Below are 15045 nucleotides of genomic sequence, written 5' to 3'. Positions count from 1 at the left end.
CGCTCAGCTCCGGAACTGCAGATCGTGCAGCCGGCGGTAGGGTCCGTCCTCGGCGAGCAGCCGGGTGTGATCGCCCTGCTGCACGATGCGCCCGCCGTCGAACACCAGGATGCGGCCCGCGTGCTGGACCGTCGAGAGCCGGTGCGCGATGACCAGCACCGTGCGATCCCGCATCAGCCGCTCGAGCGCCTCCTGCACGAGACGCTCGCTTTCGCTGTCGAGGGCCGAGGTGGCCTCGTCGAGCAGCAGCAACGGCGGATTGCGCAGCAGCGCGCGCGCGATCGCCAGCCGCTGCCGTTCGCCGCCCGAAAGCCGCACGCCGCGGTCCCCGACGACCGTCTCGTAGCCCTCCGGCAGGCGCGAGACGAAATCGTGCGCGTGCGCCGCGCGCGCCGCACGTTCGACCTCCGCGTCCGATGCGTTCGTGAGGCCGTAGGCGATGTTCGCCCGGACGCTGTCGTGGAACAGGATCGTCTCCTGCGTGACAATGCCGAGCTGGCCGCGCAGCGAACCCAGCGAGGCGTCGCGCAGGTCCACGCCGTCGAACGTGATCCGCCCTGCGCTCGGATCGTAGAAGCGCGCCAGCAGGTCGAGCGTCGTGCTCTTGCCGGCGCCGCTCGCGCCCACCAGCGCCACCACCTCGCCGTGCCCCACCGTGAAGGTCAGGTTCCGCAGCACCGGGGCGCCCCGGTCGTACTCGAACGAGACGTCCTCGTAGCGGATCGCGTCCGAGAACGGCGCCAGCGACTTCGCGCCCGGGCGGTCGGCGATGGTCGCGGGCGTGTCGAGCAGGCCGAACACGCGGTCGGCGGCGCCGATTCCGATCGCGATCGTGCTGTTCATCTCCGACAGGCTCTTGATCGGCGAGATCGTCGCCAGCAGCGCGGTGACGAACTGGAAGAAGCGCGACGGCGGGAGGCTCTCGACGTGGAAGATCTCGCGCGCGCCCATCCACGCGATCGCCACGGCGACGACGATGACGGCCAGCTCGCTGAGCGGCTTCGCCGCGGCGGACACCCGCCGCAGCCGCACGAACGCGGCGTAGTAGCCGGAGTTGGCCCTTTCGAAGCGCCGCCCTTCGTAGGCCTCCATGCCGAACGCCTGCACGACGCGCACGCCCGCGATGGACTCCTGCAGCACGCTCGTCAGGTCGGCCATGCGTTCCTGCGCGCGGCCCGAGCGGCGCCGCATCTTGCGTCCGATCACCACCAGCGCGAGCGCCGCCGGCGGAACGACCACCATCGCGAACAGGGCGAGTCGCCACGAGGCCATGAACACGATCGCCAGGCTGCCGGCGAGCGTCAGCCCGTCCTTGAGCAGGTTGCTGATGCTCACGGCCAGCGTGCTGCGCAGCGCTTCGACGTCGTTCGTCAGGCGCGAGATGAGCGCCCCCGAGCGCCGACCGTGGTAGAAGTCCAGCGACAGTCGCGACAGGTGGGCGAACACGTCGCGCCGCAGGTCCCGCATCGCCGCCTGCTCGACCGAGACGCTCAGGTACGACGCCAGGTAGTCGGCGAGGTTCTTGAGCAGGAACAGCACGAGAATGACCGCGCACAGCCGCTCGAACGCCACCAGCCGGTCCGCCTCGAAAAGCCAGTGGTGCCAGGCCGCCGGCAGGCGATCCAGCCAGGCGGTGGCCGCGCCCCCGCCGGTCGCCAGCCCCGCCGCCGGCGGCGCGGTTCCGAACATGAGCCGCGTGAACGGGTCCACCAGCACCAGCGATGCGGTGAACGCCGCCGAGTACACGAGCATGCAGGCGATCGCGCCGGCGAGGCGGCGGCGATACGGGCGCAGCAGGCGTAGGAGGCGCGCGAACGCGGGCACGCGTCAGGCCGCCGGGGTCCGCCGATTTCCCGGGCCGCTGCGCGGCGCGGCGTCGTCGCCGCCCCCGGTACGCAGCCCGGCCTCGAGATCGAACCCGGCCCGGAAGTCGTCCAGCGTGTCCTCGGGCCGGGCGCTCAACTGCTCCGTGCGCACGAGTTCGAAGACGATCTCGCCCACGTCCTCGGCCATGACGACGCCCCACTCGCGGAACACCACGGGCGCCATCGGGCCGAACTCGCGCCTCGCCATGGCCACGACGCCCGCGAGCAGCTCCTGCCCGGACAGGTGCCGCCGCCGCTCGTCCTCGAGGCGTTCGCGCGGCAGCGCCTTCACCGTCTCGCCGAGCGCGGCGACCACGAAGCCGTACGCTTCGCGCGCGTAGCGCGGACGGGCTTCGCGCAGCGCGTCCACCGTGGCCCAGAACGTCGTCTCTCCGCTCACGCTTTTCCTCCGGGCGGGACTATAGGCGGGCGCGTTCGCCGGGCACAAGCGGTCCGCGCACGGGACGGCGCAGGCGCGTGCGACGGCGCGCGAACGCTCCGACGCGGTGCGGGTGGTCGAGGTTGTAGTGCAGGCCGCGGCTCTCGCGCCGCTTCTGGGCGCTCGACACGATCAGGCTCCCGACGAGAGCGATGTTGCGCAGCTCGACCAGGTCCGGCGAGAGACGCAGCCGTTCGTAGTCGCGCTCGATCTCCTCGCGAAGCAGCGCCAGGCGCCGCGCCGCGAACGCCAGCCGCTCGTCCGTCCGGACGATCCCGACCAGGTCCCACATCACCCGCCGCACCGTGTCCCAGTTGTGGTCGGTCACGACCGCCTCGTGCGGCGGCCGAGTGCCGTGGGACCGCCACGGATGCACGCGCGGGACGCGCGGGCGCCGCGCCAGGCGAGTGCCGATCTCGGCGGCCGCGTGGTGGGCGCCGACCAGCGCCTCGAGCAGCGAGTTGCTCGCCAGGCGGTTCGCGCCGTGCAGGCCGGTGCACGCCACCTCGCCGATCGCCAGCAGACCGTCGAGGTTCGTGCGCCCGGACAGCGTGGCGCGAACGCCGCCGCACATGTAGTGCGCGGCCGGCACCACCGGCACCGGATCGCGCGACAGGTCGATTCCGAGCGCGCGCAGGCGCGCGTCGATGTTCGGGAATCGCCGGCGGATCCGTGCCGCGGGCACGCGCGTGACGTCGAGCCAGACGTGCGGGTCGCCACGCCGCTTCATCTCGCGGTCAATCGCGCGCGCCACGATGTCGCGCGGCGCCAGTTCGGCGAGCGGGTGATAGCGCGGCATGAAACGCACGCCGTCGAGCGTCCGCAGGACCGCCCCCTCGCCGCGCACCGCCTCGGAGATGAGGAACGTGCGCGCCCCGAGGTGGTGCAGGCAGGTCGGGTGGAACTGCACGAACTCGAGACTCTCGAGCGTCGCGCCGGCGCGGTAGGCCATGGCCAGCCCGTCTCCGGTCGCGACGTCCGGATTGCTCGTGTAGAGGTAGACCTTTCCGCAGCCTCCCGTCGCGAGCACGGTGACCGAGGCGGTCAGCGCGCGAATGCGGCGGGTGGCGCCGTCCATCACGTAGGCGCCCCACACGGTGTCCCTCCCGCCGGAGCGTCTGGTGCGCAGCTTCGACTCGAGGATCAGGTCCACCGCGAGCTGGTTCTCGAGCACCCGGATGCTCGGGTGCTCCCGGACGCGTTCCAGCAGCACCTCCTGCACCGAGCGACCGGTGAAGTCGCTGGCGTGCACGATCCGCCGGCGCGAATGCCCGCCTTCCCGCCCGAGCTCGAACCGCCGTCCGTGGCGATCGAAGGGCACGCCCAGACGCGCCAGCTCGCGCACGCGCTCGGGGGCCTCGCGGACGATCGCCCGCACGACGGCTTCGTCGCACAACCCCGCGCCGGCGCGGAGCGTGTCGGCGACGTGCCGCGAGAAGCTGTCCGTCGGGCCGAACACGGCGGCGATCCCGCCCTGCGCCATGTTCGTGTTCGACTGGTCGGCCTCGCGCTTGGTCACCACCAGCACCTGCCCGTGCCGGGCCGCCTCGAGCGCGAGCGTCAGCCCGCCGATGCCGCTGCCGAGGATGAGGATGTCCGCGTCCGCCACGATCTCGCTCCTTCAGGGTCGCCCGGACCCGAACACCTGCGCCTCGACCGCCTCCGCTCCGCAGATCCATTCCCAGGCGATCTCGAGCACGTGCGGGCGGGCCGCGCCCACGTCCGCCGGCCAGCGTACGACATCCTTGGCGGTGACGAGGAGCGTCGCGCCTCTCGCGCGCGTGACCTCGCGGGCGGCCTCGCGGGCGGTGAACCAGTGATGATCCGGATAGACCGACGAGGTGACCGGCGAGAAGCCCGCTTCGCGCGCGCTCGCCACGACCGCCGCGGGATTTCCGGTCGCGGTCACGACGTGCGCGGCGCCGCGCGCCGATTCGAGGGTGCCGCCGGGCCCGCGCACGCCGACGACGGCATGCCGGGCCGCCGCGAGCGCCGCCGCCGGCGCGTAAGGGCGCACCGCCTCGAGCAGCGGCGCGGGGTCCTCCCCGGCCGCGAGGCGCGTGACGACCAGCGCGCTCGCCCGCTGCAGCGCGCGCAACGGTTCGCGCAACCGGCCGGCGGGCAGCAACGCCCCTCCGCCGAACAGATCCGTGCGATCCAGCAGGACGAGGTCCGCGTCGCGCGCGAGCGGCCAGTGCTGGAATCCGTCGTCCACGAGCACGAGGCGCGCGCCCGCGGCCGCGGCGGCGCCGGCCAGGGCGCGTTTGTCCGTGCCGGCGAAGCAGCGTGCCGGGCCGGCGGCCGCGCGGAAGAGCCGCTCCTCGTCGCCCTCGCCCTGAGGTCCCGGGCGGTAGCGCCGGCAGACGATGGCCGCATCCACTCCGCGCTCGCGCGCGCGCGCGGCCAGGTGCAGCGTGAGCGTCGTCTTGCCCGCGCCGCCCACCGCCAGGTTCCCGATGCTGGCGACGCGGGCCGGAACGCGCCCGGGCTCCCGCCAGCCGCGCGCGTAGATCCCGCGCCGCGCCTCCCACGCCAGCGCGAAGAGTCCGGCGGCCATACGGGCCGGAAGGCCGCTCATGCCGGCCACAGGTTCCACTCCCCGAGCAGCTTCACGACCGCGGACGCCGCACCGCGCTGGGCCTGCGCCACCGCGAGCCCGGCGCGGCCGCGTTCGGCCCGCGCCGCGTCGTGCTCGAGCAGGCCTCGCAACGCGGCAGCCAGAGGCTCGCCCGCCGCGGCGACGAGCAGCGCGCCGGCCGCCTCGAGCGCCCGCACGTAGGTCGCCTGCGAAGCGTGATGGGGCCCCATCAGCACCGCGACGCCGCACGCCGCCGGCTCGAGGGGATTGTGGCCGCCGAAGGGCGACAGGCTGCCGCCCACGAACGCCGCGTCGGCGGCGCGGTACCAGCCGGTGAGCACGCCCACGCGGTCGTCCCAGCGCCAGGAGCCGCCCGCGGACTCCCGCGCGTCAACGGTCACTCCGTTCGAGGCCGCCTCGGCGCGCAGTTCGTCGGAGGCGCGCGGATGGCGCGGCACGGCCACGACCTGCCATCGCGCCCTCGTCGCGACGGACTGCGCGGACCACGCTCTCGCCAGCGCGCGCGCTTCGCCCGGACGCAGGCTGCCGAGCACGAGCAGCGGCCGCGCGGGATCCAGTCCCAGTTCCGCGCGGACGACGGCGCGATCGCCCGCGGGCGTCGGCAGGCCGTCGCTCTTCAGGTTCCCCACCACGCGCGTCCGTTCCTCCGGCGCGCCGGCGGAAAGCCAGCGGGCGGCGTCCTCGTCGCTCTGGCAGAGCACCGCCGCGAGGGTGCCGATCAGCCCGCGCATGCCGGGGCCGAGCGCACGGTAGCGCCGGACCGAACGTTCCGAGAGCCGCGCGCTCACGACCGCGACCGGAAGCTGCTCGAGCCGGGCACGCAGCAGCCAGTGCGGCCACAGCTCGGTCTCGAGCAGGAAGAGTCTGCGCGGCTGGACGCCCGCGACGAAGCGGCGGACGGCCTGCGGCGAGTCGAGCGGCGCGAGCGAGCAGTGCGGGTCGAGCCGCGCGAGCCGCTCGCGCCCGGCGAGCGAGGTGGCCGTCAGCCAGAATCGCGCGTCGGCCTGCCGGGCACGCAGTTCGCGCAGCAGGGCCGGCGCTCCGGCCGACTCGCCGAGCGAGGCCGCGTGCACCCACGCGTGGCAGCCGCCCGGCCGCCTGACGGCTCCGAGCCGTTCGCGCCAGTAGGGTCTCTCGCGACTCGGCACGAAGGCGCCGGCGGCCGGGGCGATCGAGCCGAGGAGCGGCGCGGCCAGGCGGTACGCCCACCACACGGCGCTCACCCCGACTCCCCCGCGCGGCGCATCACCTCGGCCGTGAGCTCGTCCATCGCGCGCTCGACCCGGGCGCGCTCGCGTTCGAGGGTTCCGGCGTCGTCCGCGGCCGTGATCGCCATCGGCGCCGCGTGCGCGACGCACACTCGCGCGAACGGCTGCGGGATCCGGAAGCGGTCCCACGAGCGCAGCACCCACGAGCGGCGCGCCGCCGATGCGAGCGGCACGACGCGCAGGCCGGACCGTGCGGCGACCTGGAGCAACCCCGGCTTCGCCCGCCCGGCGGGCCCGCGCGGCCCGTCCGGTGTGATCGCGAGACAGTGTCCGGCCGCCGCCGCAGCGAGCAGTTCGCGGACGGCCGTATCGCCTCCGCGCGTGCTCGAGCCGCGCGCCGTCTGCGAGCCGAAGGCGGCCAGGATCCGCGAAATCAGCTCGCCGTCCCGCGACTGACTCACCAGCACCACCGTGCCCCGGCCGCGATGCACATACACGAGCGGCAGCTGGCGGGCGTGCCACAAGGCGTAGATCACGGGCTCGTGGCTGCGCTTCGCCTCCTCGAACTCGGGGGCGTTGCGTTCCTCGATCCGCCAGGTGCGCGCGAGCAGCCACAGCGCCGCGGCGCCGAGCGTCGCGGCCACGCCGATCCACCACGGCTGGCGGACCGCGTTCACGCCAGCATCTCCGCGAGCGCCGCGGCCGCGCGCGCCGAAGCTCCGGGCCCGCCGAGACGGTCGCGCAGCCCCGCGAGCGCGGCGCGACGGGCGCCGAGCGCCCGCGGATCGGCGAGCCAGCCGCCGAGCACCTCCGCGACGGCCCCGGGCGTGAAGGCGTCCTGGAGCAGCTCCGGCGCCACCGAAGCGCCCGCGACGATGTTCGGCAGGCCGATGTGCGGCAGCGTCACCAGCCGGCGAGCGATCTGCCAGTTGAGCCAGCCGACCCGGTAGACGACGAGCAGCGGAGTCCCGAACAGCGCCGTCTCGAGCGTCGCGGTGCCCGAGGCGACGGCGCAGCACGCCGCGTGCGCCTGCACCGCCCTCGTGCGCCCGCGCACCGCCGGCAGCGCGCCGCGCAGCGCGGCCGGCAGGACGTCGAGCGAGGCGCCGTCGGCGAGGGCGACGACCGGGAAGGCGTCCGCGTGACGCTGGCGCACGCGCAGGCCGGCCTCGACCAGCGTCGCCGCGTGCTGCGCGATCTCGCCGGCCCGGCTGCCCGGCAGCAGGCCCACGAGGCGCGCGTGCGGCGGGGCACCGAGCTCGCGGCGCAGCGTGTCCGCGTCCACCTCGGGCGCGAGATCGTCGAGAAGCGGGTGGCCGACGAAGGTGGTCGGCACCCCGGCCTCCCGGAAGAGCGGCTCCTCGAACGGAAAGACGACGGCGAGACGGTTCACCCACGCCGCCATCTGCGCCGCCCGCTCGGGATGCCACGCCCAGACCTGCGGCGCGACGTAGTAGAAGACCGGCACGCCGCGCGCGCGCAGCTGCGGCCCGAGCCGCAGGTTGAAGCCGGGATAGTCCACCAGTACGGCCGCGTCGGGCCGCCAGCGCGCGCATTCGCCGAGCAGCCTGGCGCGCGCGCCGAGCAGCGCCGGCAACTTGGCCAGGATTCCGCTGAAGCCGATCACCGCCAGCTCCTCCTGCCGCACGATGGCCTGCGCGCCCGCGGCGCGCAGCTGCGGGCCGGCGACGCCCCGCGCCTCGAAGCGACCGGGGGCGCCGAGCGCCCGCAGCAGGTTCGCCGCATGGTGGTCCCCGGACGCCTCGCCGGCCACGATCAGCAGGCGACGCGCCTCCCGCGCGCCGGGAACGCTCAGCGCTCCGCCCACTGCAGCGCCCGGCGCCGCATGGCCTCGCGCACCTCCTCCGCCACGCGCAGCGCCTCGCGTCCCGCCCGCGCCGGCGCCGCGCCTTCACCCTCGCCGCGCAGCGAGCGAAGGAACGCCTGCAGCTCGAGCGTCAGCGGCTCGCCACCGCCGACCTCCAGCTTCGTGCGCTGGATGCCGGCGAGCAGCGACAGCGGGTTCACCTGCCCGGGCCGGAACGAACCGGGATCGCGGATGACGAACGCCTCTCCCGACTTCTCGAACAGGTCCACCGACACGTACGCGTCGTCCTGGAAGAAGCGCAGGCGCCGCAGCCGTTCGACCGACACGCGGCTGGCGGTCAGGTTGGCGACGCAGCCGTCGTCGAACTCGAGCCGGGCGTTGGCGATGTCCTCGGTGCTCGACAGCACGGCCACCCCGACGGCCGAGACCTGCGACGGCGACCGGCCGGTCAGGTGAAGGACCGCGTCGATGTCGTGGATCATGAGATCGCCCACGACGTCGATGTCGAGCGAGCGCGGCTGGAACGCCGCCATGCGGTGCCCCTCGATGAACTTCGGAGTCCGCAGGAACGGGCGCGCCGCCATCAGCGCCGGGTTGAATCGTTCCACCTGCCCGACCTGCAGCACCCGGTTCGCACGCGCCGCCGCGGCGATCAGCGCGTCGCACTCGGTGACCGTCGCGGCCATCGGCTTTTCGACCAGCACGTGACAGCCGCCCGCGAGCGCCGCTTCCGCCGCCTCGCGGTGGGTGATCGTCGGGGTCGCGACGGAAACCGCCTCGCACTCGCGCAGCAGCGCCTCCGGCGAGTCGAACGCGCGCGTGCCGTACTCCTTCGCGACCGCCCGTGCGCGTTCGGCCGAGCGGTCGTAGACGCCGGCGAGCTCGGCCTCGGCGATCGCGGCGTAGACGCGGGCGTGCTTCTCCCCCCAGACGCCGACCCCCCACACACCGCAACGCACCGGCTGCACGAGGTCTCCTTTCAGCGCGAGATGCCGCGCACCGAGGTTTCGCAGAAGCGCGCGAAGTGCTCGACCTCCGGGATGCCCGGCCAGCGCGCGCGAATTTCCCCGACGGCGCGCGCGGCGGTGAGGCCGTCGCGGAAGAAGACCCGGTAGGCGCCCTCCAGCGCCGCGCGCGTCGGCGCGGGAACGCCGCGGCGCTCGAGCCCGATCGAGTTGATCCCGGCGTTTCGCGGCGGGCTGCCCGCCGCCTTCACGAACGGCGCGACGTCCTGCGGGATGCGCGAACCGCCTCCGATCATGGAGTGCCGGCCGATGCGCGTGAACTGGTGGACGACGGTGCCGCCGCCGACGATCGCCCAGTCGTCCACGACGACGTAGCCGGCCATCTGCACCGCGTTGGCGATCACGACCCGGTCGCCGATCTGGCAGTTGTGCGCGACATGCGAGTACGCCATGAGGAGGCAGTCGCTGCCGATCCGGGTCGTGAAACCCGGTTCGGTGGCGAGGTTGGCGGTCGCGTACTCGCGCATCACCGTGCGGTCGCCGATCACCAGGAAGGACGGCTCGCCGAGGTACTTGAGGTCCTGTGGCGGCGAGCCCGCCACCGCGCCGTGATGCAGGTGACAGTCGCGGCCGATCGTCGTCCAGCCGGTGACGAGCGCGTGCGAGTCCACGCGCGTGCCGTCACCGAGGGTGACGTCGGGGCCGACGATTGCGCCCGGGCCGATCGAGACGTTCCGGCCGAGCTTCGCTCTCGGGTCCACGAACGCGGCCGGATGGATCCCCGCGCCGCCCGCGCTCACGGCCGCTTGTCCACGACCGTGGCGAGAAGCTCCGCCTCGGCCACGAGCTGGCCGTCCACAAACGCCTCGCCGCGCATCTTCATCGTCCGCCGCTTGACGTTGAGCAGCGTGAGCCGGAAGCGCAGCTGGTCACCGGGCACCACCGGGCGGCGGAAACGCGCGCCGTCGATGCCCATGAAGTACATGAGCTTGTTCGCGGGATCCTCCACCGAGTTCAGCATCAGCATGCCGCCGACCTGCGCCATCGCCTCGAGGATCAGCACGCCCGGCATCGTCGGCTGGCCGGGAAAGTGCCCCTGGAAGAACGGCTCGTTGATCGTGACGTTCTTCAGGCCCTCGATGCTCTGCCCCTCCTCGATGGACGTGATGCGGTCCACCAGCAGGAACGGGTATCGGTGCGGCATGAGGTCCATGATCGCGGTCGTGTCCCATTCCTCCGGCGGGCCGCCGGCGCGTCGTCCGGGCAGCGGCAGCGTCTCCTTGAGCACCTTGACGAATTCGACGTGCCCGTGGTGCCCCGAGCGCCGGGCGGTCACGTGCCCGAGCAACGGGCCGCCGAGGATGAACAGGTCGCCGAGCAGGTCGAGCACCTTGTGGCGCACGAATTCGTCCGGGAAGCGCAGCGGCTCCTCGTTCAGCACCCGGTCGGCGCCGACCACGATCGCGCTCTCGATGCGCCCGCCCTTGATCCAGCCCGACTGGCGCAGCACCTCGAGGTCGCGCTCGAGCACGAACGTGCGTGCCGGCGCGATCTGCTCGAGAAACACCTCGGGCGTGATGTCGAGCGAGATCGTCTGCGTGCCGATCAGCGGGTGGTCGTACTCGATCGTGAACGTGATGCGGAAGCCGCTGTAGGGCACGGCGCTCAGTTCCACGCGGTGCTCGGACCAGGTGACCGGCTTGGTCACCTTGATGTGCCGCGTCGGCTTGTCCTGCTCGACGATTCCGGCGGCCAGCAGCGCGCGCGCGATGGGCAACGCGCTGCCGTCGTGGCCCTCCGGCACCTCCATGCTGCTGACCTCGATCCGGAGATTGTCGAGCCCCAGGCCCGCGACCGCCGAAAGCACGTGCTCCATGGTGTGGATCTGCACCCCGTCCTGCTGGAGGATCGTGCGCCGGCCCGCGCCCGGATCGAAGTGCGCGTTCTCGGGCCGCACGCGGACCTCGGGCGCGCCCTCGAGGTCCACGCGCGCGAAGCGCACGCCGTGGCCGACCGGCGCCGGCTTGAACGTCATCGTGCCCTTCTCGCCGGTGTGCAGGCCGACCCCCTCGATCGAGGTTTCGCGGCCGATCGTGCGCTGGTTGCGTCCCTTCAACGGACGGCCTCCCTCTCCTTTTCCTTTTCCTGCTCGAGCTTGCCCACGCGCTCCTCGAGGGCCTTGGCGCGCTCGAACAGCTGCGGCAGGCGCATGAGATAGGCCGTCACGCGCTTCCACGCGTTCAGCGCCATGGCCGGGTAGCCGGACACCTTCTCGCCCGCGGGAACCGACTTCGTGACCCCGCTCTGGGCGCCGATCATCGAGCCGCTGCCGATGCGCACGTGGCCCACCAGTCCGGCCTGGCCGCCGATGGTGACGTGGTCCTCGAGGATCGTGCTGCCGGAGATGCCGACCTGGGCGACGATGATGCAGTGGCGGCCGGTGACGACGTTGTGCCCGATCTGGACGAGGTTGTCGATCTTCGTGCCGTCGCCGATCCGGGTCGCGTCCGTGGTCGCGCGGTCAATGGTCGTGTTCGCGCCGATCTCGACGTCGTCGCCGACCACCACGTTCCCGACCTGCGGCACCTTGTGATAGCGGCCGGCGTCGAAGGCGAAGCCGAACCCGTCGGCGCCGATGACCACCCCCGGGTGCAGGATGCAGCGGTCGCCGATCACGCACTCCTCGCGCACCACGACCCGCGGATAGAGCAGGGTGTTCTCGCCGATGGTCGCCTGCACGCCCACGTAGCAGCCGGGCATCAGGACCGAGTTCGCGCCGACGTGCGCCCCCGCCTCGAGGACGCAGTGGGCGCCGATCGAGGCGTTCGCGCCGATCGAGGCCGCCGGCGAAACCACCGCGCTCGGGTGCACGCCCGGCAGGGGCTGGTAGAGTTCCGGCCGGAAGAGCCGAACGGCCTTCTGGAACGCCAGGTAGGGATTGTCCACCTGCAGCAGCGGCACCCGCGCCTCGCGCGGTTCGCGCGAGCAGAGCACGGCCGATGCGTGCGTCTGCGACAGGTAGGCGTCGTAGCGCGCGTTCGCGATGAACGTCAGGTCGCCGCTCTTCGCCTCGCGGATTCCCGCGACGCCGCGGATTTCGATCGAGCCATCCCCGACCACTTCGCCGCCGAGCTCGGCGGCAAGTTCGGCCAGCGTGCGAACGCTCACGGGCGGCCTCCTATTTGGCGCCGCTGGTGGAGCTCGCGGCGAGTTCGGTGAGGACCTCGGTCGTCAGGTCGAGGTTCTTGTCGGCGTAGACCAGGTAGCCGCTGGCGGCGTCCAGCACCAGTTCGAGGCCCTTCTCGCTCGCGACTTTCTCGACCGCCACGCGGATACGCTGCACGATTTCGCCGGTCGCGCGTTCGTTTTCGGTCGAGGCCCGGCCGGAAGGCCCCCAGACGTCCTGGATGAACGCGTCGTACTCGCTGATCGCGCGCTGCAGCGCCGCCTCCTTTTCCTGACGGCGCATGGCCGACAGGATGGGCGACTGGTCGCGGACTTCGTCGCGCATCTGTTGAACGGCCTTCTCCTTCTCGAGCGCCTCGTCGCGCCAGCCCGTCACGAGCCGGTCGAAGCGCTGCTGGGCCTCCTGCGCCTCCTTGAACTCGACGAAGATGCGCGACGAGTCGATGTAGCCCACGCGCAGGTCGGCCGCCTGGGCGGCGGCGCCGTAGAGGACCGCCGCGAGCGCCACCGCGCCGATCCGGGATGCCCGTCTCGCGAGTCGCATGCGCTCTCCGTCAGAACCCCATGTTGCCCATCAGGAAGTGCCCCTGCCAACGGGGCCCGTCGTCGCGGTTGAAACCGTAGCCGTAGTCGAAGCCGACGTTGCCGAGGATCGGGATCTCCATGCGGAAGCCGATGCCGGCGCCGGCCTTGAGGTCGAACGGCCGAATGTCGCGCGGCCGGTTCCAGACGTTGCCGGCATCGAAGAAAAGCACACCGTGCAACGGATGCACAATCGGGAACTGCTGTTCGACCGTGACCAGGCCCATGTACAGGCCGCCCGGGTAGCGCCGGGTCACCAGCGAGGAATCCGCGAACGAGGTGTCGGCGCCGCCGCTCGTCTTGCCGGCGCGCGTGAAGCGGCTCCAGATCTTCGTCACGTTGCCCTCGGGCACGACCTGATAATCGAGGTAGCCGCGCAGCGGATCGAGCGTGTTTCCGCCGCCGAGGCGGAAGCGCGCGTAGTCGGGCACCGCCTCGTGCTTCCACGGGTACTGGCCCATGAGGCCGATGCGCACGCGCGCCATGGTCGTCACGCCCCTGACGAGCGAACGCGTGTAGATGCGGCCCTCGTAGCGGTGGCTGTGGTAGTGCAGGTCGCCGAGCAGGGGACCGCCGGTGAAGTCCTCGTTCGCCGTCAGGCGCGTGCCGCGCGTCGGGTAGAACGGGTTGTCCGTGCTGTTGCGCAGGAAGTTGAGCTCCAGGGAACTGGTGAGCTGGTCCACGCCGACCTTGACGCCCGTCAGCAGCAATGAATCGCGCACGTTGGTGATGCGCACGTTCTCGAGCGTGTAGCTCACCGAACCGCGCGAGTAGTCGGGCCACGGCAGCGGGCGGCCGATGCGCGCGGAACCGCCGCGGCGGCGGAGGTCGTACTCGTCGAGCAGCGCGGTCGTGCTGTAGGCCGAGAAGCCGAGCAGCGTCGGAGCGTCGTGGAACCAGGGTTCCGTGAAGCTCAGCGAGTAGTCCTCGCGCTTGCCGCCGCGTTCGACGTGCAGGGCGAGCTGCTGCCCGTTGCCCAGCACGTTGTTGTGGCCGAGCTCGAGGAATCCGGTCAGCCCGGTCTGGCTCGTGTAACCGGCGCCGGCCGAGGCGGTGCCGACCTGCTTCTCCTTGACCTTGAAGACCAGGTCCACGTCGGTGCTCTCGGCGGGCGTGAAGTCGGGCAGCACTTCCTCGAACAGGCCGAGCCGCATGATGTCGCCCTGGCTGCGCACCAGCGCGGAGCGCCGGAACAGGTCGCCCTCGTGAATGGACAGCTCGCGCCGCACGACGTGCTCGCGCGTCGCCTTGTTGCCGGTGATGCTGATGAGGCGGATGTGCGAGGGGGCGCCCTCCGAAACGACGAACTCCACGTCCACGACCGAGTCCCGAACCGTCTCGCGCGGGTCCACGTTCAGGTAGAGGTAGCCGTACTCGGCGTACTCGCCGTAGGCGGCGGCCGTCGTCTTCTCGACGCGGCCGCGGTCGTAGGGCGACCCGGAACGGCCGGTCCACAGCTTCGCCAGCGTCGTCGTCGGCACCACCTTGTTGCCCGACCACTCCACGTTCCCGAACACGTACGGGCGCCCCTCGTCCACCGTCACGCGCAGCGTGAAGTCCCGCGCGTCGGGGCCGGGCTCGAGATCGAACGCGACCGCCTTCATGTCCCGGTAGCCGTGGTCGTGATAGAAGCGCTCGAGCGCCTCGCGGTCCTCCGAAAAGGTGTCGTCCTTGATGCCGCCGCCGCCCAGGAACCAGTGCTGCTTCGTCTTCATCGCCTTGCGCAGGCGCTTCTCGGGAAACGCGCTGCGGCCGACGAACGTGATGCGCTGGACGCGCACCTTGACGCCCTCGTCCACCTCGAAGGTGACGTTCACCTCGTTCGTCGCCTGCAGGGTGTCGAGCTTCGGGGTCACGCGGGCGCGGGCGAAGCCCTCGTCCTTGTAGTACTTGACGAGCGAGTCCACCTGCAGGCTCGCCTGCACGGGCGAATACGTCTCGCCGACCTTGAGGAACGTCTTCTTCTCGAGATCCACGTCCTCGCGCTTCTTGTTGCCCGCGTAGCGGATCGAGCCGATGCGCGGCCGTTCGACCACTTCAATGATCAGGTCCACCACGCCGTCGTGGTCGCGCTGGCGCACCTTGACGTCGCTGAACAGTCCGAGCGCCACCAGCTTCCGCACTCCGCGCCGGATGGCGTCCTGGGCGAATCGCTGCCCGGGCAGCACCTCGAAGGTCCGAAGGATGCGGCTGCTGTCGGTATGGGCGTTTCCCTCGACGCTGACCCGGCCGATCAGCGGCCCGCCACCGGCCTCCTCCTGCGCCACCGCGTTCCCGGGCCGCGCGACCATCAACACCAGCAGGGCCGCCGCGGTCAGCAGGGCCCTGCCGGTGAAACGAAGGGTGTTTCCAAGCACTCGGATGGATTCCTCT

General features: G+C 72.3%; 13 protein-coding genes. All 13 read right to left on the bottom strand.

From position 1 onward, the window contains the following. Positions 1-3 precede the first annotated feature (3 nt). From IT347_00680 to bamA, 13 genes are read right to left on the bottom strand one after another with little or no spacing between them, the layout of a single operon-like run. Entirely contained in the window at positions 4-1824 is a 1821-nt protein-coding gene (locus IT347_00680; GenBank protein ID MCC6348092.1) for an ABC transporter ATP-binding protein, read from the bottom strand. A 3-nt stretch (positions 1825-1827) separates the two neighbouring features. After that, on the bottom strand, positions 1828-2265 hold the full coding sequence (locus tag IT347_00675; protein MCC6348091.1) for a hypothetical protein: 438 nt from the start codon (positions 2263-2265) through the stop codon (positions 1828-1830). A gap of 19 nt (positions 2266-2284) precedes the next feature. After that, a complete protein-coding gene (gene nadB / locus IT347_00670; protein ID MCC6348090.1) occupies positions 2285-3916 on the bottom strand; it encodes an L-aspartate oxidase in 1632 nt (543 codons plus the stop codon). Between the two features lie 9 nt (positions 3917-3925). Next, positions 3926-4882 carry a tetraacyldisaccharide 4'-kinase gene (lpxK, locus tag IT347_00665; protein ID MCC6348089.1) on the bottom strand — a complete coding sequence of 319 codons (957 nt, stop codon included), beginning with the start codon at positions 4880-4882 and terminating at the stop codon, positions 3926-3928. Beyond that, on the bottom strand, positions 4879-6126 hold the full coding sequence (locus IT347_00660; GenBank protein MCC6348088.1) for a hypothetical protein: 1248 nt from the start codon (positions 6124-6126) through the stop codon (positions 4879-4881). Before IT347_00660 ends, lpxK begins: the two co-directional genes overlap by 4 nt. Then, a complete protein-coding gene (locus tag IT347_00655; protein MCC6348087.1) occupies positions 6123-6788 on the bottom strand; it encodes a lysophospholipid acyltransferase family protein in 666 nt (221 codons plus the stop codon). Before IT347_00655 ends, IT347_00660 begins: the two co-directional genes overlap by 4 nt. Continuing rightward, entirely contained in the window at positions 6785-7939 is a 1155-nt protein-coding gene (lpxB, locus tag IT347_00650) for a lipid-A-disaccharide synthase (GenBank protein MCC6348086.1), read from the bottom strand. Before lpxB ends, IT347_00655 begins: the two co-directional genes overlap by 4 nt. Then, entirely contained in the window at positions 7924-8907 is a 984-nt protein-coding gene (locus IT347_00645; protein MCC6348085.1) for a Gfo/Idh/MocA family oxidoreductase, read from the bottom strand. The genes lpxB and IT347_00645 overlap by 16 nt, the downstream gene beginning before the upstream one ends. A gap of 11 nt (positions 8908-8918) precedes the next feature. Beyond that, positions 8919-9704 carry an acyl-ACP--UDP-N-acetylglucosamine O-acyltransferase gene (lpxA, locus tag IT347_00640; GenBank protein MCC6348084.1) on the bottom strand — a complete coding sequence of 262 codons (786 nt, stop codon included), beginning with the start codon at positions 9702-9704 and terminating at the stop codon, positions 8919-8921. Then, the gene (locus IT347_00635; protein ID MCC6348083.1) at positions 9701-11020 is read right to left on the bottom strand and encodes a bifunctional UDP-3-O-[3-hydroxymyristoyl] N-acetylglucosamine deacetylase/3-hydroxyacyl-ACP dehydratase; all 1320 of its coding nucleotides are present in this window, start codon (positions 11018-11020) and stop codon (positions 9701-9703) included. The genes lpxA and IT347_00635 overlap by 4 nt, the downstream gene beginning before the upstream one ends. After that, on the bottom strand, positions 11017-12072 hold the full coding sequence (gene lpxD / locus IT347_00630; protein ID MCC6348082.1) for a UDP-3-O-(3-hydroxymyristoyl)glucosamine N-acyltransferase: 1056 nt from the start codon (positions 12070-12072) through the stop codon (positions 11017-11019). The genes IT347_00635 and lpxD overlap by 4 nt, the downstream gene beginning before the upstream one ends. Positions 12073-12082: 10 nt before the next feature. After that, a complete protein-coding gene (locus IT347_00625; GenBank protein ID MCC6348081.1) occupies positions 12083-12634 on the bottom strand; it encodes an OmpH family outer membrane protein in 552 nt (183 codons plus the stop codon). A 10-nt stretch (positions 12635-12644) separates the two neighbouring features. Continuing rightward, complete coding sequence (gene bamA, locus IT347_00620; GenBank protein MCC6348080.1) at positions 12645-15029, bottom strand: outer membrane protein assembly factor BamA; 2385 nt, start codon at positions 15027-15029, stop codon at positions 12645-12647. Between the last annotated feature and the right edge of the window lie 16 nt (positions 15030-15045).

Source organism: Candidatus Eisenbacteria bacterium (assembly GCA_020847735.1).
Taxonomy (GTDB): domain Bacteria; phylum Eisenbacteria; class RBG-16-71-46; order RBG-16-71-46; family RBG-16-71-46; genus CAIXRL01.
This window is presented reverse-complemented; position numbering and strand designations above follow the sequence as displayed.

Excerpts from the sequence above, each read along its gene's own strand:
- lpxK (MCC6348089.1), bottom strand. The coding sequence starts at position 4,882 with ATGAGCGGCCTTCCGGCCCGTATGGCCGCCGGACTCTTCGCGCTGGCG.
- IT347_00625 (MCC6348081.1), bottom strand. The coding sequence starts at position 12,634 with ATGCGACTCGCGAGACGGGCATCCCGGATCGGCGCGGTGGCGCTCGCG.